The organism is Domibacillus sp. F004 (assembly GCF_057814295.1).
Window position 1 is genome coordinate 260,960 of the sequence record NZ_JBVATB010000001.1, and the last position, 20,740, is coordinate 281,699.

At 41.6% G+C, this 20,740-nt stretch carries 24 protein-coding genes; all 24 read left to right on the plus strand.

What is annotated here, in order from left to right; translation table 11 throughout:
- Positions 1-13 precede the first annotated feature (13 nt).
- The 24 genes from grpE to ACZYRN_RS01510 all read left to right on the plus strand — a co-directional run bounded on the left by grpE (position 14) and on the right by ACZYRN_RS01510 (position 20,730).
- Positions 14-577, plus strand: coding sequence for a nucleotide exchange factor GrpE (gene grpE, locus ACZYRN_RS01395; protein ID WP_488909716.1), 564 nt, complete (start codon positions 14-16; stop codon positions 575-577).
- 46 nt (positions 578-623) lie between these two features.
- Positions 624-2,456 carry a molecular chaperone DnaK gene (gene dnaK, locus ACZYRN_RS01400; protein WP_488909717.1) on the plus strand — a complete coding sequence of 611 codons (1,833 nt, stop codon included), beginning with the start codon at positions 624-626 and terminating at the stop codon, positions 2,454-2,456.
- 129 nt (positions 2,457-2,585) lie between these two features.
- Positions 2,586-3,710 (plus strand): molecular chaperone DnaJ, encoded by a 1,125-nt coding sequence (gene dnaJ, locus ACZYRN_RS01405; protein ID WP_488909718.1) that lies wholly within the window; start codon positions 2,586-2,588, stop codon positions 3,708-3,710.
- A gap of 23 nt (positions 3,711-3,733) precedes the next feature.
- A complete protein-coding gene (gene prmA, locus ACZYRN_RS01410) occupies positions 3,734-4,678 on the plus strand; it encodes a 50S ribosomal protein L11 methyltransferase (RefSeq protein WP_488909719.1) in 945 nt (314 codons plus the stop codon).
- Positions 4,679-4,696: 18 nt separating this feature from the next.
- Positions 4,697-5,446 carry a 16S rRNA (uracil(1498)-N(3))-methyltransferase gene (locus ACZYRN_RS01415; RefSeq protein WP_488909720.1) on the plus strand — a complete coding sequence of 250 codons (750 nt, stop codon included), beginning with the start codon at positions 4,697-4,699 and terminating at the stop codon, positions 5,444-5,446.
- A gap of 5 nt (positions 5,447-5,451) precedes the next feature.
- Complete coding sequence (mtaB, locus tag ACZYRN_RS01420) at positions 5,452-6,783, plus strand: tRNA (N(6)-L-threonylcarbamoyladenosine(37)-C(2))-methylthiotransferase MtaB (protein WP_488909721.1); 1,332 nt, start codon at positions 5,452-5,454, stop codon at positions 6,781-6,783.
- Positions 6,784-6,886: 103 nt separating this feature from the next.
- Complete coding sequence (gene deoC, locus ACZYRN_RS01425) at positions 6,887-7,570, plus strand: deoxyribose-phosphate aldolase (protein WP_488909722.1); 684 nt, start codon at positions 6,887-6,889, stop codon at positions 7,568-7,570.
- Positions 7,571-7,679: 109 nt separating this feature from the next.
- Positions 7,680-7,853 (plus strand): 30S ribosomal protein S21, encoded by a 174-nt coding sequence (rpsU, locus tag ACZYRN_RS01430; RefSeq protein ID WP_018393973.1) that lies wholly within the window; start codon positions 7,680-7,682, stop codon positions 7,851-7,853.
- 14 nt (positions 7,854-7,867) lie between these two features.
- Positions 7,868-8,314: a GatB/YqeY domain-containing protein gene (locus ACZYRN_RS01435; protein WP_488909723.1), complete on the plus strand. Its 447-nt coding sequence runs from the start codon at positions 7,868-7,870 to the stop codon at positions 8,312-8,314.
- Positions 8,315-8,465: 151 nt separating this feature from the next.
- The gene (locus ACZYRN_RS01440; RefSeq protein ID WP_488909724.1) at positions 8,466-9,146 is read left to right on the plus strand and encodes an NfeD family protein; all 681 of its coding nucleotides are present in this window, start codon (positions 8,466-8,468) and stop codon (positions 9,144-9,146) included.
- 16 nt (positions 9,147-9,162) lie between these two features.
- Positions 9,163-10,158, plus strand: coding sequence for a flotillin-like protein FloA (gene floA / locus ACZYRN_RS01445; protein ID WP_488909725.1), 996 nt, complete (start codon positions 9,163-9,165; stop codon positions 10,156-10,158).
- 14 nt (positions 10,159-10,172) lie between these two features.
- Complete coding sequence (locus ACZYRN_RS01450; RefSeq protein WP_488909726.1) at positions 10,173-10,520, plus strand: hypothetical protein; 348 nt, start codon at positions 10,173-10,175, stop codon at positions 10,518-10,520.
- Between the two features lie 54 nt (positions 10,521-10,574).
- Entirely contained in the window at positions 10,575-10,868 is a 294-nt protein-coding gene (locus tag ACZYRN_RS01455; protein ID WP_488909727.1) for a YabP/YqfC family sporulation protein, read from the plus strand.
- Complete coding sequence (locus ACZYRN_RS01460) at positions 10,861-11,988, plus strand: sporulation protein YqfD (RefSeq protein WP_488909728.1); 1,128 nt, start codon at positions 10,861-10,863, stop codon at positions 11,986-11,988. The genes ACZYRN_RS01455 and ACZYRN_RS01460 overlap by 8 nt, the downstream gene beginning before the upstream one ends.
- Before the next feature lie 24 nt (positions 11,989-12,012).
- Positions 12,013-13,002, plus strand: coding sequence for a PhoH family protein (locus tag ACZYRN_RS01465; RefSeq protein WP_488909729.1), 990 nt, complete (start codon positions 12,013-12,015; stop codon positions 13,000-13,002).
- On the plus strand, positions 12,986-13,456 hold the full coding sequence (ybeY, locus tag ACZYRN_RS01470; protein ID WP_488910515.1) for an rRNA maturation RNase YbeY: 471 nt from the start codon (positions 12,986-12,988) through the stop codon (positions 13,454-13,456). The genes ACZYRN_RS01465 and ybeY overlap by 17 nt, the downstream gene beginning before the upstream one ends.
- Positions 13,434-13,811, plus strand: coding sequence for a diacylglycerol kinase family protein (locus ACZYRN_RS01475; RefSeq protein ID WP_488909730.1), 378 nt, complete (start codon positions 13,434-13,436; stop codon positions 13,809-13,811). Before ybeY ends, ACZYRN_RS01475 begins: the two co-directional genes overlap by 23 nt.
- Before the next feature lie 15 nt (positions 13,812-13,826).
- Entirely contained in the window at positions 13,827-14,225 is a 399-nt protein-coding gene (locus tag ACZYRN_RS01480; RefSeq protein WP_488909731.1) for a cytidine deaminase, read from the plus strand.
- Positions 14,218-15,126, plus strand: a complete 909-nt coding sequence (gene era, locus ACZYRN_RS01485) for a GTPase Era (RefSeq protein WP_488909732.1) — start codon at positions 14,218-14,220, stop codon at positions 15,124-15,126. Before ACZYRN_RS01480 ends, era begins: the two co-directional genes overlap by 8 nt.
- Positions 15,127-15,153: 27 nt before the next feature.
- Positions 15,154-15,933, plus strand: a complete 780-nt coding sequence (gene recO, locus ACZYRN_RS01490) for a DNA repair protein RecO (protein ID WP_488909733.1) — start codon at positions 15,154-15,156, stop codon at positions 15,931-15,933.
- Positions 15,934-16,215: 282 nt separating this feature from the next.
- Complete coding sequence (gene glyQ / locus ACZYRN_RS01495; protein WP_488909734.1) at positions 16,216-17,106, plus strand: glycine--tRNA ligase subunit alpha; 891 nt, start codon at positions 16,216-16,218, stop codon at positions 17,104-17,106.
- The gene (gene glyS, locus ACZYRN_RS01500; RefSeq protein ID WP_488909735.1) at positions 17,099-19,171 is read left to right on the plus strand and encodes a glycine--tRNA ligase subunit beta; all 2,073 of its coding nucleotides are present in this window, start codon (positions 17,099-17,101) and stop codon (positions 19,169-19,171) included. The genes glyQ and glyS overlap by 8 nt, the downstream gene beginning before the upstream one ends.
- 89 nt (positions 19,172-19,260) lie before the next feature.
- On the plus strand, positions 19,261-19,899 hold the full coding sequence (ccpN, locus tag ACZYRN_RS01505) for a transcriptional regulator CcpN (protein WP_488909736.1): 639 nt from the start codon (positions 19,261-19,263) through the stop codon (positions 19,897-19,899).
- A 21-nt stretch (positions 19,900-19,920) separates the two neighbouring features.
- Positions 19,921-20,730, plus strand: coding sequence for a pyruvate, water dikinase regulatory protein (locus ACZYRN_RS01510; protein ID WP_488909737.1), 810 nt, complete (start codon positions 19,921-19,923; stop codon positions 20,728-20,730).
- The last annotated feature ends 10 nt before the right edge of the window (positions 20,731-20,740 follow it).

Genomic DNA, 20,740 nt, shown 5'->3' on the forward strand with positions numbered 1-20,740 from the left:
GGAGGTGGAATCAGTGGCAGAAGAACAAAAGCCATTGACAGTAGAAGATCCGATTCAACAAACGGAATCTTCTATAGAAGAACAAGTAGAAGAAACAGCAAACGAAGAAATAATAGAAGAAGCAGAAGAAAGCAAAGAAGAAATGCTCCAAAAACAGCTTGAAGAGACAGAAGACCGCTATTTGCGTCTTCGTGCTGATTTTGAAAATTTCAGACGTCGTGCTACCCTTGATCGCGAAGCACAGGAGAAATATCGGGCACAGCGTCTTGTGACGGAACTTTTACCGGTGCTTGATAATTTCGAGCGCGCGTTACAAGTGACACCGGAGCAAGAAGAAACGAAATCTGTATTACAAGGCATTGAAATGGTGTACAAAACCCTTGTAACCGCTCTTGAAAGTGAAGGTTTGGAGCAGATTGAATCCGTCGGTCTTCCGTTCGATCCGACTGTCCATCAAGCTGTAATGACCGAAAGCGATGAAAATGCGGAGCCAAATTCGATTTTGGCCGAGCTTCAAAAAGGATATAAATTGAAAGACCGGGTTATTCGGCCTTCAATGGTAAAAGTAAATCAATAATTATTTAATTATTTATATGTAAATGATTTCAGGAGGGAATTTGAAAATGAGTAAAATTATCGGAATTGACCTTGGTACAACAAACTCTTGTGTAGCTGTACTAGAAGGCGGAGAAGCAAAAGTTATTCCAAATCCAGAAGGGAATCGCACAACACCGTCTGTTGTTTCATTTAAAAACAATGAGCGTCAAGTTGGAGAAGTAGCGAAGCGCCAAGCCATTACAAACCCGAATACAATTATGTCGATTAAACGTCATATGGGTACAAGTCATAAAGAAACAATTGAAGGAAAAGAATACTCACCGCAAGAAATTTCAGCGATGATTTTACAACATTTGAAAGCTTATGCAGAAGATTATCTTGGCGAAACAGTAAGTAAAGCAGTCATTACAGTCCCTGCTTACTTCAATGATGCAGAGCGTCAAGCAACCAAAGATGCTGGTAAAATCGCGGGTCTTGAAGTTGAACGTATTATTAACGAACCAACTGCGGCAGCACTTGCATACGGAATGGATAAAACAGATGAAGATCAAACGATTCTAGTCTATGACCTTGGCGGCGGCACATTTGATGTTTCGATTCTAGAACTTGGCGATGGGGTATTTGAAGTTCTTTCAACAGCCGGTGACAATCGTCTAGGCGGAGATGATTTTGATGAAGTCGTTATCAATTACCTCATACAAGAATTTAAAAAAGAAAATGGAATTGATTTATCAAAAGATAAAATGGCGATGCAACGTTTGAAAGATGCAGCGGAAAAAGCGAAAAAAGATTTGTCTGGTGTTACATCAACACAAATTTCACTGCCATTTATTACGGCGGGTGAAGCTGGCCCCCTTCATTTAGAAACAACATTATCACGTGCGAAATTTGATGAGCTTTCATCGAACTTAGTTGAACGTACAATGGGCCCTGTCCGTCAAGCTCTTCAAGACGCAGGCAAATCAGCATCTGACCTTGATAAAATCATTCTTGTCGGTGGTTCAACCCGTATTCCAGCTGTGCAAGAAGCCATTCGTAAACAAACAGGCAAAGAGCCGCATAAAGGGGTTAACCCTGATGAAGTTGTTGCAATGGGTGCAGCTATCCAAGGCGGAGTATTAACGGGTGATGTAAAAGACGTTGTTCTTCTTGACGTAACGCCACTTTCACTCGGTATTGAAACGATGGGCGGCGTGTTCACGAAATTGATCGACCGCAATACGACAATCCCTACTTCCAAGTCACAAGTGTTCTCAACTGCTGCAGACAATCAGCCAGCTGTTGATATTCATGTACTTCAAGGTGAACGTCCAATGTCTGCAGACAATAAAACGCTAGGTCGTTTCCAATTAACAGACATCCCGCCAGCACCACGCGGCATTCCGCAAATTGAAGTTACTTTTGATATTGATAAAAATGGTATTGTGAACGTAAAAGCGAAAGATCTTGGTACGCAAAAAGAACAAAACATTACGATCCAGTCTTCTTCAGGTCTTTCTGATGACGAAATCGAACGCATGGTTAAAGAAGCAGAAGAAAACGCAGATACAGATAAAAAGCTTAAAGAAGAAGCTGAATTGAAAAATGAAGCTGATCAGCTTATTTTCACAACAGAAAATATGGTGAAAGAGCTTGGAGATAAAATAGGTGAAGAAGAACTTCAAAAAGCAAATGAAGCGAAGGATGCATTAAAAGAAGCTCTTGAGAAAAATGATATTGAAGATGTTCGTACAAAACGTGATGCTTTGAATGAAATTGTACAACAGTTTTCCGTGAAGCTTTATGAAGAAGCAGCGAAGCAAGCTGAAGCACAGCAAGGTGCTGAAGAAACGTCAAAAGGTGATGGCGTTGTAGACGCTGAATTTGAAGAAGTCGACGATTCAAAAGATAAAAACTAAGTATGTGCTACAAGAAAAGTCAAAGTCAGCGGTTTTCCGACTTTGGCTTTTTTTGTGAAACAATCTGTCATATTTGCAGCGATATATGTTAAAATAGCGGTTATGTGAATGAAACGGGAGTGAGAAACGATGAGCAAGAGGGATTATTATGAGGTGCTCGGTATTGAAAAGAGTGCATCAAAAGACGAAATTAAAAAAGCGTACCGAAAACTATCGAAAAAATTCCATCCGGATATTAATAAAGAACCGGATTCAGATGAAAAATTTAAAGAGATTACCGAAGCGTATGAAGTGCTAAGTGATGACTCAAAAAAAGCACAGTATGATCAATTCGGTCACGCTGGAACAAATCAAGGCGGTTTTGGTGGCGGTGGCGGATTTAGCGGTTTTGGCGGCGGATTTGATGATATCTTCAGCACATTCTTTGGCGGCGGCGGTGGACGTAGACGCGACCCGAATGCGCCAAGGCAAGGTGATGACCTCCAATATACGATGACGATAACGTTTGAAGAAGCGGTTTTTGGAGTGGAAAAGGATATTACGATTCCAAGAGAAGAAGAATGTAAAACATGTAATGGAAGCGGAGCAAAACCGGGTACATCACCGGAAACATGTTCACACTGTGCTGGTGCTGGACAGGTGAATGTGGAACAAAGTACTCCATTTGGCCGTGTGGTTAACCGGCGGACATGTCCTCATTGTAGCGGGACCGGTAAAATGATTAAAGAAAAATGTACAACATGTGCAGGGAATGGCCGTGTAACGAAAAATAAAAAAATAAACGTAAAAGTACCAGCGGGTATTGATGAAGGACAGCAAATTCGTCTTTCCGGACAAGGAGAAGCCGGTATTAATGGCGGACCGGCTGGCGATTTATATATCGTTTTCCGTGTTATGCAGCATGAACTATTTGAACGGGATGGCGACGATATTTATTGCGAAATGCCTGTAACATTCGTTCAAGCCTCTCTTGGTGATGAAATCGAAGTACCAACCATTCAAGGCAAGGTGAAATTGAAAATACCGGCAGGTACACAAAGCGGCACGACATTCCGTTTGCGCGGCAAAGGCGTAGCTAATGTACGCGGGTATGGTATAGGCGATCAGCATGTTCATGTAAAAGTGATTACACCGACTAAATTAAGCGAAAAACAAAAACACCTTCTTCGTGAGTTTGCGGAAGTAAGCGGAGAACAGCTAAGCGAAGAGGATGGTTTTTTCGATAAAGTGAAGCGCGCATTAAAGCGTGACTAATTGCATGATAGGAGCTGGCACGAATGAAGTGGTCAGAAATTTGCATTGAAACAGTCAATGATGCAGTAGAGCCGATTTCGAATATTTTACACGAAGCAGGAGCGAGCGGTGTTGTGATTGAAGACCGTGCAGAGCTTGACAAAAAACGGGAAGGCGGTTTATTCGGTGAATTGTACGAACTAAATCCGGATGATTACCCTGATGAAGGCGTTGCCGTTAAAGCATATTTACCAGTAAACAGCTTTTTGTCGGAAACCGTGGATGATATTACAGAAGCGGTAAAAAATCTTACTGCATATCAAATAGATACCGGCAATTTACGTGTGTCGGTCAGTGAAGTGCATGAAGAAGACTGGGCCACAGCGTGGAAGCAGTATTACAATCCTGTCAAAATATCAGAAAGATTTACAATTGTGCCAACATGGGAAGAGTACGAGCCATTTTCAACAGATGAATTAATTATTGAACTCGATCCTGGCATGGCATTTGGAACAGGCACTCACCCGACAACTGTCATGTGTTTGCAGGCACTGGAGCGGTTTGTAAAGCAAGAAGATCATGTTGTGGATGTCGGCACTGGTTCAGGTGTCCTTGCCATTGGTGCAGCATTGCTTGGTGCAAAACACGTTACAGCACTTGACTTGGACGAAGTAGCCGTATCATCTGCACGTCAAAATGTAGCGTTGAATAAAGCTGAAAATATTATTTCTGTTTCGAAAAATAATTTAATTGATGGCCTAGATGATAAAGCTGATGTGGTCGTAGCGAATATTTTGGCAGAAGTAATTATTTCATTTGTGAATGACGTGGAATCCATTATGCGCCCGGGCGGTACATTTATTGCATCCGGTATTATCGGACAGAAAAAAGAAGATGTGAAACAGGCAATGAAAGGTGCAGGATTGATTATTGAAGAAACAGTCGTTATGGAAGACTGGGTATGTATCGCAGCAAAAAAAGTAGAATGAAAAAATGAGGTGCAGTCGATGCAGCGATATTTTTTAGATAGAATGCCCCATAATAATAAAATCACCCTTACTGGTGACGATTTTCATCACATTAGCCGAGTTATGAGGATGGAAGCGGGCAGCCGTATTTATACAGTGCATCCAGACGGAAGGACGTCTATTTCCATCATTACCGAGATTAAGGAATCAGAAGTAGCCGCCGAAGTGACAGAATGGGTGGAACGTTCCGTCGAATTGCCCGCAGATATCGTGATTTCGACCGGTCTTGTGAAAGGTGATAAATTCGAATATATTATACAGAAAGGAACAGAACTCGGCGCTGCCGGGTTTGTTCCGTTTGAGGCAAGCCGTTCTGTCGTCAAGTGGGATCGAAAAAAAGGAGCAAAAAAAACAGAGCGGTGGCAAAAAATTGCTAAGGAAGCAGCAGAACAGTCCCACAGAAGCCGTATTCCATTCGTGTCTGAACCTACTTCACTTGCAAAGGTTATTGAAAGTGGGAAAGACTATGATATGCTGTTATTTGCATATGAAGAAACAGCGAAAGCTGGAAAAATGTCTGCTTTTTATGAAGCAGTTGAAGGGTTGACAAAAGGAAAACGATTGTTGATTGTAACTGGACCTGAAGGTGGATTTACTGAGAAAGAGGCAGAACAATTAACTAAAGGCGGATTTACTGCATGCGCACTCGGACCGAGAATTTTACGTGCTGAAACAGCGCCATTATACGTCTTGTCCTCTGCTTCATTTTATTTAGAATTAAAGAGGTGATTACAATGCCAACAGTGGCATTTCATACGTTAGGCTGTAAAGTAAACCATTATGAAACAGAAGCGATCTGGCAGCTATTTGAACAAAAGGGCTATCAGCGGACTGATTTTGAAAAAACATCAGATGTATATGTAATTAATACGTGTACTGTGACAAATACAGGGGATAAAAAAAGTCGGCAGGTAATTCGCCGTGCCGTGCGGAAAAATCCAGATGCGGTTATTTGTGTAACCGGTTGTTATGCGCAAACATCACCGGCTGAAATTATGGCTATTCCAGGTGTTGACGTCGTTGTAGGTACCCAGGACCGGATAAAGATGCTCGATTATATTGAACAATTTAAACAAGAACGGCAGCCGATTAATGCAGTAGGCAATATTATGAAAAATCGTATATATGAAGAACTTGATGTGCCGGCATTTACTGACAGAACACGCGCTTCTCTCAAAATTCAGGAAGGCTGTAATAACTTTTGTACATTTTGTATCATCCCATGGGCACGTGGCCTAATGCGGTCACGTGATCCAGAAGAAGTTATTCGGCAGGCAAACCAGCTCGTTCAGTCAGGCTATCAAGAGATTGTATTAACAGGTATTCATACAGGCGGATATGGATCTGATTTTAAAGATTATAATCTAGCTATGCTTTTACGAGACCTTGAAACGAAAGTAGCAGGATTGAAACGAATTCGAATTTCATCTATCGAAGCCAGTCAATTAACAGATGAAGTAATCGAAGTCATTAATCAATCAAATATTGTGGTCCGTCATTTACACATACCAATTCAGTCTGGTTCGGACACGGTATTAAAGAGAATGCGGCGCAAATATACGATGGACTTTTTTGCAGATCGTTTAAATCGGTTAAAAAAAGCACTTCCTGGTCTTGCTGTTACATCGGATGTTATTGTTGGTTTTCCAGGTGAAACGGAAGAAGAATTTATGGAAACGTATAATTTCATTAAAGAACACCGTTTCTCTGAGCTGCACGTATTTCCCTATTCAAAACGTACGGGTACACCGGCAGCACGTATGGAAGATCAAGTTAATGAAGAAATCAAAAACGAGCGTGTGCATAAATTAATCGCTTTATCTGATCAGCTGGCAAAAGAATATGCGGCAGAATTTGAGAATGAAGTACTTGAAGTGATTCCAGAAGAACCTTTTAAAGAAGGTGGAGAAGGACTTTACAGCGGATATACGGATAACTACATGAAAGTTGTTTTCCCAGCGACAGAAGAAATGGTCGGTAAAATTGTCAAAGTGAAAATAACGAAAGCAGGCTATCCGTATAACGAAGGACAGTTCGTTCGGGTGCTTGATACAATACACGCGTAAAAGCTGGCAGATTGCCAGCTTTTTTCGTCAAAATTCTCGAACCCTAAGAGCATCGGTGTTATGATATGAAAGTATGGACAACCAATGAGAGGAGGGTTTACCTATGATGACAGATACATTTGGAAACATAGCCAAAACCATTGATCATACGTTATTGAAAGCAGATGCTAAAAAAGAAGAAATTGAGAAGCTTTGTGAAGAAGCAAAACATCATGGATTTGCGTCTGTTTGTGTTAATCCTTCGCGTGTTAAGCAATCAGCAGAACTTTTACAGGGCTCAGAAATAAAAATATGTACAGTCATTGGGTTTCCACTCGGAGCAACAATGACAGAAGTAAAAGCATTCGAAACTAAAATAGCGATTGATCAAGGTGCGACAGAGGTCGATATGGTTATTAACGTAGGCGCTTTAAAAGATGGAGATTATGATGCAGTGGAAAAAGATATTCGCGCGGTTGTTGCATCCGCACAAGGAAAAGCGCTTGTTAAAGTCATTATTGAAACGAGTTTGCTTACCGATAAAGAGAAGAAGAAAGCATGTGAACTTGCTGCGTCGGCAGGTGCCGATTATGTGAAAACATCAACGGGTTTTTCTACTGGCGGTGCAACAGAAGATGATGTCATATTAATGCGCAAAACAGTTGGATCTAAAATAGGCGTAAAAGCATCAGGCGGTGTCCGTTCACAGCAAGATGCCATGACAATGATTAAAGCAGGCGCAACACGGATCGGTGCAAGCTCAAGTATCGGTATTGTAACGGGTATAGAAGGCGACAGTGCCTATTAATTGTGCAACTTTTGTAAAGAAAGTTTCTTGACCGTGTCAAAACGTTGTATTATAATAGTTCAGTACATGGAATTTCCATCGTAATGTGTTCGGAGGGAGGGAAAAAGAAATGTCAAAAACTGTTGTTCGCAAAAACGAATCGCTTGAGGATGCTCTGCGCCGTTTCAAAAAAACTGTTTCTAAAACAGGCACCCTGCAGGAATACAGAAAACGCGAATTTTATGAAAAACCAAGTGTGAAACGCAAAAAGAAATCAGAAGCAGCTCGTAAACGTAAGTTCTAAGAGGAGGTTTTAGTATGAGTCTTCTCGGACGTCTTAATGACGAGATGAAGCAAGCGATGAAGAGCAAAGAGAAAGAAAAACTGACAGTCATCCGCATGCTTAAAGCTGCATTGCAAAATGAAGGCATTAAGGCAGGCGGCCGCGACCTGACGGAAGAGGAAGAACTGACAGTCCTTTCTCGCGAAGTGAAACAGCGCAAAGACTCCCTCCACGAGTTTGAAAAAGCCGGCCGCGAGGATCTTGTGGCCAAAATTCAGACTGAACTAACTTACGTGAACGAATATATGCCTGAGCAGCTTTCAGAAGAAGAAGTTTCAGCCATTGTCGATGAGGCAATCGCTGAAACAGGCGCTTCGGCAAAAGCAGATATGGGGAAAGTAATGGCCACTCTTATGCCAAAGGTAAAAGGCAAAGCAGATGGATCACTAGTGAACCGTCTCGTTCAGCAAAAGCTGTCGTAACAAAAAGAACTGCCGTCCAATTAGGACGGCAGTTCTTTTTTATTCAAAAGTACTTTTTTATGAAACCTTTTACATATGAAACTCGTATAAATGAAAAAGACCCGGTAGAGAGGGGGTGAGATACATTCGATATGTACGATGGAGTGTCATATTGGCTGCGGTTATGCTGCTTACAGCATATGATGGCGGGGGACCATTCGTTCAATTTGCGACAAATCCGATTGTTGTTGTCGTCCTATTATCAATAATACTGACTGGATTTATTATGGAATTATTTACACCCGGTTTTGGGATTCCAGGTGCAGTGGGCACGTTGGCCTTGCTAATATTTACAGCAGGTCATGTTATATCAGGAGAGGCTGGTATTTTGACGGTGCTGCTTATCGTCTTTGGCATTCTGTTTATTTTAGCAGAAGTCATTTTGCCGGGTGGAATCGTTGGATTAATAGGGTTAAGCCTATTTTCTGCGGGTGTTCTATTTGCAGGAGCAAGCTTGCTTTGGATGGCGATCTCGTTAATAATTGCGTTTTCTATTGCGACAGCAGCATTGATATTAATGATAAAGGTGTTGGGAAAAGAAATGAAATTTTTTAAAAAATTCATTTTAAACGATTCAACCGATACAGAGCACGGCTACGTATCGAATGAAAATCGTACGGATTTAATTGGAAAAATAGGTATGACAAAAACACCGCTTCGTCCATCTGGTACAGTCGTCGTTGACGGCGAGCGGATTGACGCCGTAGCAGAAGGCGTTTTTATTATGGCTGGTAAAGAAGTGGCCATTGTGAAAACAGAAGGTGCACGAATTGTTGTAAGAGAAATCGAATAAAAGGAGGAGTTTTATTATGGTAGTAAGCAGTACAATTATGCTTCTTGTTGCAATTGCAGTAGCGATTATTTTACTCAGTATTTTACTTACATTTGTTCCCGTTATGCTTTGGGTATCTGCACTTGCTGCTGGTGTGAAAATTAGTATTTTTACACTTGTCGGGATGCGTTTACGCCGGGTTATTCCAAGCCGTGTCGTGAATCCGCTCATTAAAGCGTCGAAGGCAGGACTAAATGTATCGATCAACCAGCTTGAAAGTCATTATTTAGCGGGTGGTAACGTTGATCGTGTTGTCAATGCACTTATTGCTGCGCACCGTGCCAATATTGATTTAACGTTTGAGCGGGCAGCCGCAATTGACCTTGCAGGACGTGACGTACTTGAAGCTGTTCAAATGAGTGTTAACCCGAAAGTAATCGAAACACCATTTATTGCTGGTGTGGCGATGAACGGAATTGAAGTAAAAGCGAAAGCACGTATTACAGTCCGTGCGAACATTGACCGCCTCGTGGGTGGTGCTGGTGAAGAAACAATTGTTGCCCGTGTCGGCGAAGGAATTATCTCTACAATTGGTTCAAGTGATCACCATAAAAAAGTACTGGAAAATCCTGATATGATTTCACAAACTGTTTTGAACAAGGGATTAGACTCAGGAACAGCATTTGAAATTCTTTCAATCGATATTGCGGATGTTGATATCGGTAAAAATATTGGCGCCGAACTACAGACAGAGCAGGCAGAAGCGGATAAAAATATTGCTCAAGCAAAAGCAGAAGAACGTCGTGCGATGGCTGTTGCGAACGAACAGGAAATGATTGCAAGAGTACAGGAAATGCGTGCGAAAGTTGTGGAAGCAGAAGCAGATGTTCCGCGTGCAATGGGAGATGCGCTTCGTTCGGGCAATATCGGTGTTATGGATTACTTGAATATCCAGAACCTCACAGCGGATACTGATATGCGCGGGGCGATTGGTGATATGACAGGAAAGAAAAAGGACAACGAGGGTAAATAAAGGAGGTCATTGCAATGGAAGGACTCATCTTTGTCATCATTGCCGGCTTGATCTCGATGTTTTTCAATAAAGATAAAAACAAAGACGAACAAAAAACAGCCCGTAAAAAACAAGAACAACAGGTAAAAAGAGCGGCGAAACAAACAAAGCACAAAGTAATGCAAGCTCCTGTGCAAAACGCTAGTTTGTCACCAGATCCAGATCAAAGACCTGTTCAAAAAAGAGAAACAAAGCAGTTGCGACCGAAGAAACCGGTGTCACAACCTATGACAGGTGTCGAAAAATGGTCAGAACAGGACTTTTTAAAAGGCATTATTTTGTCTGAAGTGCTCGGCCCGCCAAAATCAAAACGTAAAAAGTGATGAATGCCCCTTTCTATTCATAAACATATGAAAAAGAAAGGGGCGTTTGTTTTTATGAAAAAAAGAGAAGGGGCTGCATTTATTAGTAAATTGGCAGGGCTGCCTGCTGATGCAGCCGGGGGAGTACCGCGTATCACAATTATTGGAAGTGATCAAATTGCCATTCAATATCCCGAAAGGCTTGAACAATTTACAGAACAGGATGTTTGTATACATTTGCCTGGATCCATTCTGCACATAAAAGGGGAATCACTTGAAGTAAAAGAATTAATGCCGGAAGAAATCCGCGTTGAAGGAAAGATGACAAAAATACAGCTAGAAATGAAAAAGGGTCATCGTTTTGGCTAATCTTTTTTTATCCGGTGGAGTAACTGTTATCGTCTCCGGCCCGGATGCTTCGTTATTACCGGGCAGGCTGCATGAGCGCGGTGCTGTACTTGTGCACATTAAATATGAAAAAAAGAATGTCATTCGCTTTCAAATGCGGGTTCGAGAACTTGGACTGCTGAGAAAAGAAGCGCGTCAATTCAACGGGACCATTCATCTGGAAAAAGGAACAGGTTTGCCTTTTATCATGCAGCGTGTGATTCAAAATTATCCTTTCTTTTTAACAAGCATCTGTTTCTTTTTCATTATCATTATGCTTTCAGCAATGATTATCCGTATTGAAGTCACAGGAGCAGATACGCAGACGGAAAAATCAGTTCGGACAATTTTAAAACAGGAAGGGATTCGTGAGGGAGCAATCCGTTTTGATCAGATTAATGAAGAGGAACTTAAGCAACGTGTCTTGTTAAATGTACCAAGTGTTACGAGGTTTTCATTAAAAAAGAGTGGTGTTATATACAAAGTAGATGTGTCAGCCAGCAAAAAAGAAAAGGAAACCGTCTCTAGCCGCCGCCATTTAAGAGCGTCAAAAGCCGGTGTCATCCATGATTTGTTTGTAGAACATGGCGTTACAAAAGTACGTCGGAATGAGTTTGTTGAAAAAGGAGACCGACTTGTGACAGGTACGGAAAAAAATCCGGCAAGCGGTACAGTCATAGCGGAAACATGGTATAAAGCAACGGTGACGATGGTAAATGATTCATTACAGACGAGAAGTGCTAAAAAAAGACTAACTTTGTATGCATCGTTACATGATAAAGAGTATACGCTTTGGACAAGGCCATCATTGCGGGAACCCTTTCAGTCGGAAGAATATGTATATCAATTTCATTTTTTCTCGTATACACTGCCATTTTCTTTTCGCACAGTTACTGATTATGAATTGAAGAAAGTAAACATGGTGGAGACAGCAGATGAAATGGAAAGACGAGCGATTCAAACAGCAAGGACACAGTTAATGGCCAGGCTTCCCGAAAAGGCGCACATTCAAGGCGAAAACGTTTTACAGAAGCGGGTTGGGAATGGTAAAGTAAAGATGATTATCCACTTCCAAGTACTTGAAAATATTGCCACTAACTAACCTGTCAACGAAGGAGACTGAGGAATGCAGGATGAATTGAAGTCAGCAGCCGTCGCTTTAGGCGACCAAAACGAAGCGGTATTATTATTCGGGATATCGGACCGTAATTTAACGATTATGGAAGAAGAGTTTCATGTCTCCATTGTCACACGAGGTGAAGCGGTTCATATAACAGGACCAGCAAATAACGTGGAAAAGGCCCGTATCGTGGTCGAACAACTGCTTGCTGTCATTCGCAAGCAAATTAATATTAGCGAACGCGATGTCATCAATGCTGTACAAATGGCTAAAAATGGCACGATTGAATATTTGAATGAGCTGTATGAAGAAGAAATCACTAAAAATGCAAAAGGCAAATCAATTCGTATTAAAACGCTTGGTCAGCGTGATTATATTGAAGCGATCCGCCATACAGATCTTGTATTTGGCATTGGGCCTGCAGGTACCGGAAAAACGTACTTGGCGGTCGTTATGGCCGTCCGTGCACTCAAAAATAGTCGAGTCAAGCGAATTATTTTAACACGACCAGCGGTTGAAGCAGGCGAAAGCCTTGGTTTTTTACCGGGTGATTTAAAAGAAAAGGTTGATCCCTATTTGAGGCCTCTCTATGATGCACTGCATGACGTTCTTGGCACGGAACATACAGACCGGATGATTGAACGAGGGACGATTGAAATTGCGCCTCTTGCCTATATGAGAGGTCGTACGCTTGATGATGCATTCGTTATTTTAGATGAAGCGCAAAACACGACGAATGCTCAAATGAAAATGTTTTTGACACGTCTTGGATTTGGTTCGAAGATGGTCATTAATGGTGATCGTACGCAAGTTGATTTGCCTAAAGGCGCGGTATCAGGGCTCGTTGCAGCGGAACGTATTTTAGAAAACACGAACGGCGTTTCATTTATTTATCTTAATCAAAGCGATGTTGTCCGTCATCCACTCGTCGCAAAAGTTATTAATGCGTATGAAAAAGCGGAAAAAGGGGATGAAAAAAATGGTGCTCGACGTTGATTTTTTAGACGAAACGAATAGTCTCAACGAAGAAACGAGCAAACTGTCAGAAGAACTACTCCAGTTTTCCGCGAAGCAAGAAAACCTTCCGCAGGGCAGTGAGGTGTCGGTGACATTTGTGACGAATAACCGCATTCAAGAAATCAACCGTGAGTATCGGAATAAAGATGTGGCGACGGATGTCTTGTCTTTCGCACTCGAAGAAATGGGTGAAAATGAAGTAGCAGTTACCGGTGGCCATATGCCACGTATCCTTGGTGATATTATTATCTCGGTTGAACGGGCAAAAGAGCAGGCGGAAGAGTATGGTCATTCGTTTGAGCGAGAACTTGGCTTTTTAACGGTTCATGGATTTCTCCATTTACTTGGGTATGACCATATGACAGAAGAAGATGAAAAAGAAATGTTTGGCCGGCAAAAAGAGATTCTTGATGCGTTTGGACTTGAAAGATAGACGAACCTTCAGCGCTGGCCGGCTCATGTCTTCATTCCGGTTTGCCGGCAACGGACTGAAACTGGCTTTTCTAGAGCCGAATATGCGTATTCATTTTGCTGCCGGTGCTATTGTATCGGCAGCCGGTTTTATTTTTTCGCTTACACGTTTAGAATGGTGTGTTATTATTGGCGTGATCGCAGGAATGATGGTACTTGAAATCATCAATACGGCGATTGAAAAAGTCGTCGACCTTGTGACGAAAGAGTATAAACCGCTTGCTGGCATGGCAAAGGATCTTGCTGCCGGTGCTGTACTGCTGTATGCTTTTACAGCGATTATTATCGGGCTGATCATCTTTATTCCAAAATTATAAAAGAGGTGTGTTAATATGGATCAGCACGTATTGATTGAAGAAGCGAAAAAAGCGCGTGAACTTGCCTATGCTCCATATTCGAAGTTTAAAGTAGGTGCAGCCTTGCTGTCTAAAGACGGCCGTGTATTCGGCGGTTGCAATATTGAAAATGCAGCCTATAGCGTTGTCAACTGTGCGGAGCGTACAGCGATTTTTAAAGCATGGTCAGAAGGTGTTACAGACTATGTGGCGATTGTGGTTACAGCTGATACGAAACGCCCGGTGCCGCCGTGTGGTGCGTGCCGTCAAGTACTTACAGAGCTTTGCCCACCTGATATGAAAGTCATTTTAACTAATTTAGAAGGCAACGTGCAGACGCTCACCGTAGCGGAACTTCTGCCGGGTGCTTTTTCACCGGAGGATTTAAATGGGTAATATAGCGTACAAATCAGGGTTTATTTCTATTATTGGCCGGCCGAATGTCGGTAAATCAACATTTTTAAACCGCGTTATTGGTCAAAAAATTGCTATCATGAGCGATAAGCCCCAAACAACACGTAATAAAATACAAGGTGTTTACACAACAGATGATTCACAAATGATCTTTATCGACACACCGGGCATTCATAAACCAAAGCATAAGCTTGGCGATTTTATGATGAAAACAGCGACAAACACATTAAAAGAAGTGGATCTCATTTTATTTATGATTAATGCAGAAGAGGGATTTGGACGTGGTGATGAATTTATCATTGAAAAATTGAAAGAGATAAAAACACCAATCTTTCTTGTTATTAATAAAATTGACCGTATTCATCCAGATCAGCTCATGCTCTTAATTGATCAATATAAAGATTTACTGGAATTTGCAGAAGTAGTGCCAATTTCAGCGCTAGAAGGCAATAATGTTGATCGATTGCTTGAGCAAATAGAAAAGCGTCTTCCAGAAGGGCCACAATATTATCCGGCCGACCAGGTTACGGATCACCCGGAACGTTTTATTGTATCAGAACTAATCCGTGAAAAAGTGCTTCATTTAACACGTGAAGAAGTGCCGCACTCGATAGCGGTTGTTATAGATAAAATTGCGAAGCGTGATGGAAAAGATATGATTGATGTAATGGCGACGATTATTGTGGAGCGTGATTCCCAAAAAGGCATTGTGATCGGACGCGGAGGCGCATTGCTGAAAGAAGTCGGCAAACGATCACGTCATGATATTGAAAATTTACTCGGATCAAACGTCTTTCTTGAACTTTGGGTCAAAGTACAGAAAGACTGGCGGAATAAAGCGTCTAATTTACGTGAGTTGGGCTTTAAAGAAGACGAATATTAATTTGCTCTGCATGAGGGGTTTTAAGCTATGCTTGAGAAATTAGAGGGCATCGTGCTGAGAACGAATGATTACGGTGAAACGAATAAAATCGTCACGATGTTTACACGTGAAAAAGGAAAAAAAGCAGCGGTGGCAAGAGGGGCTAAAAAGCCAAATAGCCGATTATCCGGTGTGACGCAGCCTTTTACACATGGTGCTTTTCTTATACAGGGAAGCCGCGGCCTTGGGACAATGCAGCAAGGAGAAGCTCTGTCATCCATGCGTTACATACGTGAAGATTTAATGAAAACAGCGTACGCCGCATATATCGTTGAAATGACGGATCGAACGACAGAAGACGGTGAAGTAAATCTGTCTTTGTTTAATTTGTTGCAAAAAAGCCTTGAGTACATAAATGAAGGTGTTGACGGGGCAATTGTAACGAATATTTTCGAAATGAAAATGCTCTCGCAAGTTGGATTGAAGCCAGAGCTATCTTTTTGCGTTGTTTGCGGAGAAGCGGAAGGCAAGTTCGGTTTCTCAATCCGCGAAAATGGCCTGATTTGCCACCGATGCACGAAACAGGATCCGCACTATTTACCGCTGTCTCCGGCGTCCATTCGTCTGTTGCGTTTATTTTACTTTTTTGATCTTGAACGACTTGGTAATATTGATGTGAAAGAATCAACAAAAAAAGAATTAAGAGCTGTGATTTCGATGTATTACGATGAATATGCTGGCTTGTATTTGAAGTCACGCCGTTTTCTAGAGCAGATGGAGCGTTTTGATCAAAAAATTCAAGGAAAAGAAGAAACGAATGGAGATTGACAAAACAGCCATTATGCATTACGTTTTAATAGACAAGAAAACATAGTTGCGACGATGGAAAAAAGTATGCGATGCACTCTTTTTAAAGCGAGCCCAGGGATAGTGTGAGCCGGGTAAAAGAACAATGCAGAAAAGGCACTCCGGAGCAGATTAACTTAAAAAAAGCGGCCAATTTAGAGGCAAGTAGGGTGGAACCGCGGGGATATAAACCCGTCCCTATGTACAAGAGACTATTGTACATAGGGACGGGTTTTTTGATGCAGAAAAAAGGAGGAAGTAAATATGAATATTCAAGATATGATTTTAACGCTGCAAAAGCATTGGTCTGATCAAGGCTGTATTTTAATGCAAGCGTATGATGTAGAAAAAGGAGCGGGAACGATGAGTCCGTATACGTTTTTGCGGGCAATTGGACCGGAGCCTTGGAATGTAGCCTACGTGGAGCCGAGCCGTCGTCCAGCAGATGGGCGTTACGGTGAAAACCCAAATCGTCTTTATCAGCATCACCAATTTCAGGTGATCATGAAACCATCGCCAGATAACATTCAAGAATTGTATCTTGATTCGTTAAAAGCGCTCGGAATTGATCCGCTTGAACATGATATCCGATTCGTTGAAGACAACTGGGAAAACCCATCATTAGGGTGTGCGGGACTCGGATGGGAAGTATGGCTGGATGGAATGGAAATTACACAGTTTACTTATTTTCAGCAAGTAGGCGGTCTTGAATGCAAACCGGTGTCCGTTGAAATTACATACGGGATTGAACGTCTTGCTTCTTATATTCAAGAAAAAGAAAACGTATTTGAACTAGAATGGACAAATGGATTTACCGTTCATGATATTTTTTATCAGCCGGAATTTGAGCATTCTAAATATACATTTGAAACGTCTGATGTGGAGATGCTATTTAACTTATTTGGCGTATACGAAAAAGAAGCAAAGCGCCAAATGGATGAAGGACTTGTTCACCCTGCATATGATTATGTTTTAAAAAGCTCGCACGTCTTTAATTTGCTCGATGCGCGCGGTGCTATTTCTGTCACAGAGCGTACTGCTTACATTGGCCGAATGCGTAACCTTGCTCGTCAAGTCGCGAAAACATTTTATGATGAGCGGGAAAAATTGGGATTCCCGATATTGAAACAGAAAGGAATGGCTGATCATGAGTAAACAAGATATTTTACTTGAAATTGGATTGGAAGAAATGCCAGCTCGTTTTGTGACACAGTCAATGAATCAGCTTGGTGATAAAGTACGTAAATTTTTAAATGAACAAAAGATTGAACATGGTGACATACTACTGTATTCTACACCGCGCCGCCTTGCCGTCATTGTAAAAGACACAGTGAACGCGCAATCTGATACGAATGAAGAAGCGAAAGGACCGGCAAGAAAAATTGCCCAATTAGAAAATGGTGAATGGTCAAAAGCGGCTGCCGGTTTTGCAAAAGGCCAAGGGGTGTCGGTAGATGATATTTTCTTTAAAGAAGTAAATGGCGTTGAATATGCGTATATAAATAAATTTGTAAAAGGTCGTTTGACAGCTGATCTGCTTCCGTCGTTAAAAGATATTGCACTGAGCTTAACGTTCGGCAAAAATATGCGCTGGGGAAGCAGTGATATTCGTTACGTGCGTCCAATTAAATGGGTGGTAGCACTATTCGGTTCGTCAGTTATTCCGCTTGAGATGGCCGGTGTGCAGAGTGGAAACGAAACGATGGGGCACCGCTTTCTTGGAACGAAGGCAACGATTATAGACGCATCGTCGTACGAGGAGACATTAAAGCAGCAATTTGTTATTGCTGATCCAGCTAAGCGTCAAAATATGATTGTCAAAGGCTTGAAAGAACTTGAAAAACAAAATAACTGGATTATTCCAATTGATGAGGCCCTTTTAGAAGAAGTAAACAATCTTGTTGAATATCCGACAGCTTTATCAGGTTCATTTAGCGAAGAATTTCTTGATTTGCCTGAAGAGGTGCTTATCACATCAATGAAAGAACATCAGCGTTACTTTCCGGTGAAAAAGGCAGACGGCGAATTGCTCCCTTATTTTGTTACAGTGCGTAATGGAAATGATCATGCTATTGGTAAAGTGGCCCGTGGAAATGAAAAGGTATTGCGTGCCCGTTTAGCGGATGCGGATTTCTTTTATAAAGAAGATCAAAAAGCCAACATTGATGATCTTGTGAAAAAGCTTGAAAAAATTGTGTATCACGAAAAAATCGGTACTCTTTCTGAAAAAGTCGCTCGCATTCGTCGTATTTCATCGGCACTTGCTAATGTAACAAACGCATCAGAAGAAGTAAAAACGTTAACAGATCGTGCTGCGCAAATATGTAAATTCGATCTTGTGACGCAAATGGTTTACGAATTCCCAGAACTGCAAGGGGTAATGGGCGAAAAGTATGCTCGTCAAAAAGGGGAAAAAGAGGCTGTAGCCATTGCGGTGAATGAACATTACAAACCGCGGTTTGCAGAAGATACGGTTCCAGCTACTGAAATAGGCGCACTTGTTAGTCTCGCAGATAAACTAGACACGATTACAGCATGTTTTGCTGTCGGCATTATTCCAACGGGCTCACAGGATCCATATGCGCTTCGCCGTCAGGCAACTGGCATTGTGCAGACAATGATGGAGCATGAATGGAATGTGCCGCTTGCAGAGGTGATAGCGGCTGCAGTGAAAGAAGTGCTGCGTGATGATATTGGTGAGAAAGATGCTGCTACATTGAAAGAAGAAATCGTTGCATTTTTCATGCTTCGTGTAAAACATATTTTACAGGAGAAAGAAATTCGGTACGACATCATTGAGTCAGTTCTGGCAAAGAACAGCGGTACGCTAAAAGAAATGGAAGAAGCCGCATCTGTATTAATGAGCCATAGAGAGGATGGGGACTTTAAAGAAACGATGGAAGCGCTCAGCCGAGTTGTGAACATTGCGAAGAAAGCGGAAAATGATCAGAGTGTTGATCCGTCTTTGTTTGAAAATGAAGAAGAGAAGCAGCTGTACAGCGCGTATTTAGATTTGAAAAATGCATGGGGAAAAGTGGAATCTATGAATGCGCGTTATGAATTACTTGCTGGACTAAAAGGATTGATTGAACAATATTTTGATCATACAATGGTCATGGCAGAAGATCGGCAAGTAAAGCAAAACCGTCTTGCAATGATGTCTGATCTGGCGGTATTTATTCTTGAATTTGCAGACGTTCCGGCCATCATGACAAAATAAGATAACTCTTTACTACCCGATGTGTATTTTGTTCAAATAGTATATAATGATGAATAAATGGTATAGCACATTCAGATTTATATTGATGGGTGGTGAGGAAAATCGAGTTAAATAAGCGGCAGCAAAAAATATTGGAAATTGTCAAAGGTAACGGTCCGATTACCGGTGAACATATTGCAGAACAACTGAGTTTAACACGTGCAACCCTTCGCCCAGACCTGGCTATTTTAACGATGTCCGGGTTTCTGGATGCACGTCCGCGTGTTGGATATTTTTATACAGGAAAGTCTAGTACGCAGCTTTTAACAGAAAAATTAAAGAAACTGTCGGTACGTGATTTTCAGGCAGTTCCAGTTATTGTGAAAGAGCAGTCTACGGTTTACGACGCAATTGTAACGATTTTTCTTGAGGATGTAGGCACACTGTTTGTCGTTGACGAGTCAGGATGTTTGTCTGGGGTGTTATCGAGGAAAGATTTGCTGCGTGCAAGCATTGGCCAGCAGGATCTAAACTCGCTTCCAGTAAATATTATTATGACACGTATGCCAAATATTACGGTATGTAAAAAAGACGATCTGATCTTAGATGTAGCGAAAAACTTGCTTGAAAAGCAGATCGATAGTATGCCAGTTGTCAAAAAAATAGAAAAAGGTTATGAAGTGACCGGGCGTATTACAAAAACAATGATTACACGGGCATTTGTCTCATTGACAAATGATGAAGATTAACAGGAAGGCGGCAAAAATGACGTGAACGACCCTATTATTTATATTGTATCTGATTCGGTGGGGGAAACAGCCGAACTAGTCACTAAAGCAGCACTGAGTCAGTTTAGCGGTCCTGCGGTCATGAAACGATTTCCGTACGTAGAAGATCTCTCTCATATTGATGAAGTTGTCAGCTTGGCAAAGGAAGATCAAGGCATCATTGTATATACATTAGTCAAACCGAAAATTCGTCAATATATGGTGGAGGCAGCGGCAGAAGAAAATATTAAAATATTTGATTTGATTGGTCCACTTATGGATCAGCTAGAATCGATGTGTGCGATGGAACCTTTATTTGAACCAGGTCTTGTCCGCCGCCTGGATGAAGAATATTTCAAAAAAGTGGATGCGATTGAATTTGCCGTTAAATATGATGATGGACGCGACCCGCGCGGTTTATTGAAAGCTGACATCATTTTAATCGGTGTATCGCGTACATCGAAAACACCATTGTCACAATTTCTTGCGCACAAGCGAGTAAAAGTGGCTAATGTGCCGATTGTACCGGAAGTCGATCCGCCAGAAGAGTTGTTCTCTATTCCAAAAGAAAAATGCATCGGTTTAAAAATCAGTCCGGAAAAATTAAATCAAATACGTAAGGAACGACTTATATCATTAGGCCTTGATGACAATGCGAGTTATGCTGATATTGAGCGAATTAAAAAAGAATTGACTTATTTTGAACATATTGCAGCTCAGATAGGCTGTGAGGTCATTGATGTAACAAACAAAGCGGTGGAAGAAACGGCTAATATTATCATGAGCATGTACCGCAGTCGAAAAAGTACATAATCACTTGATT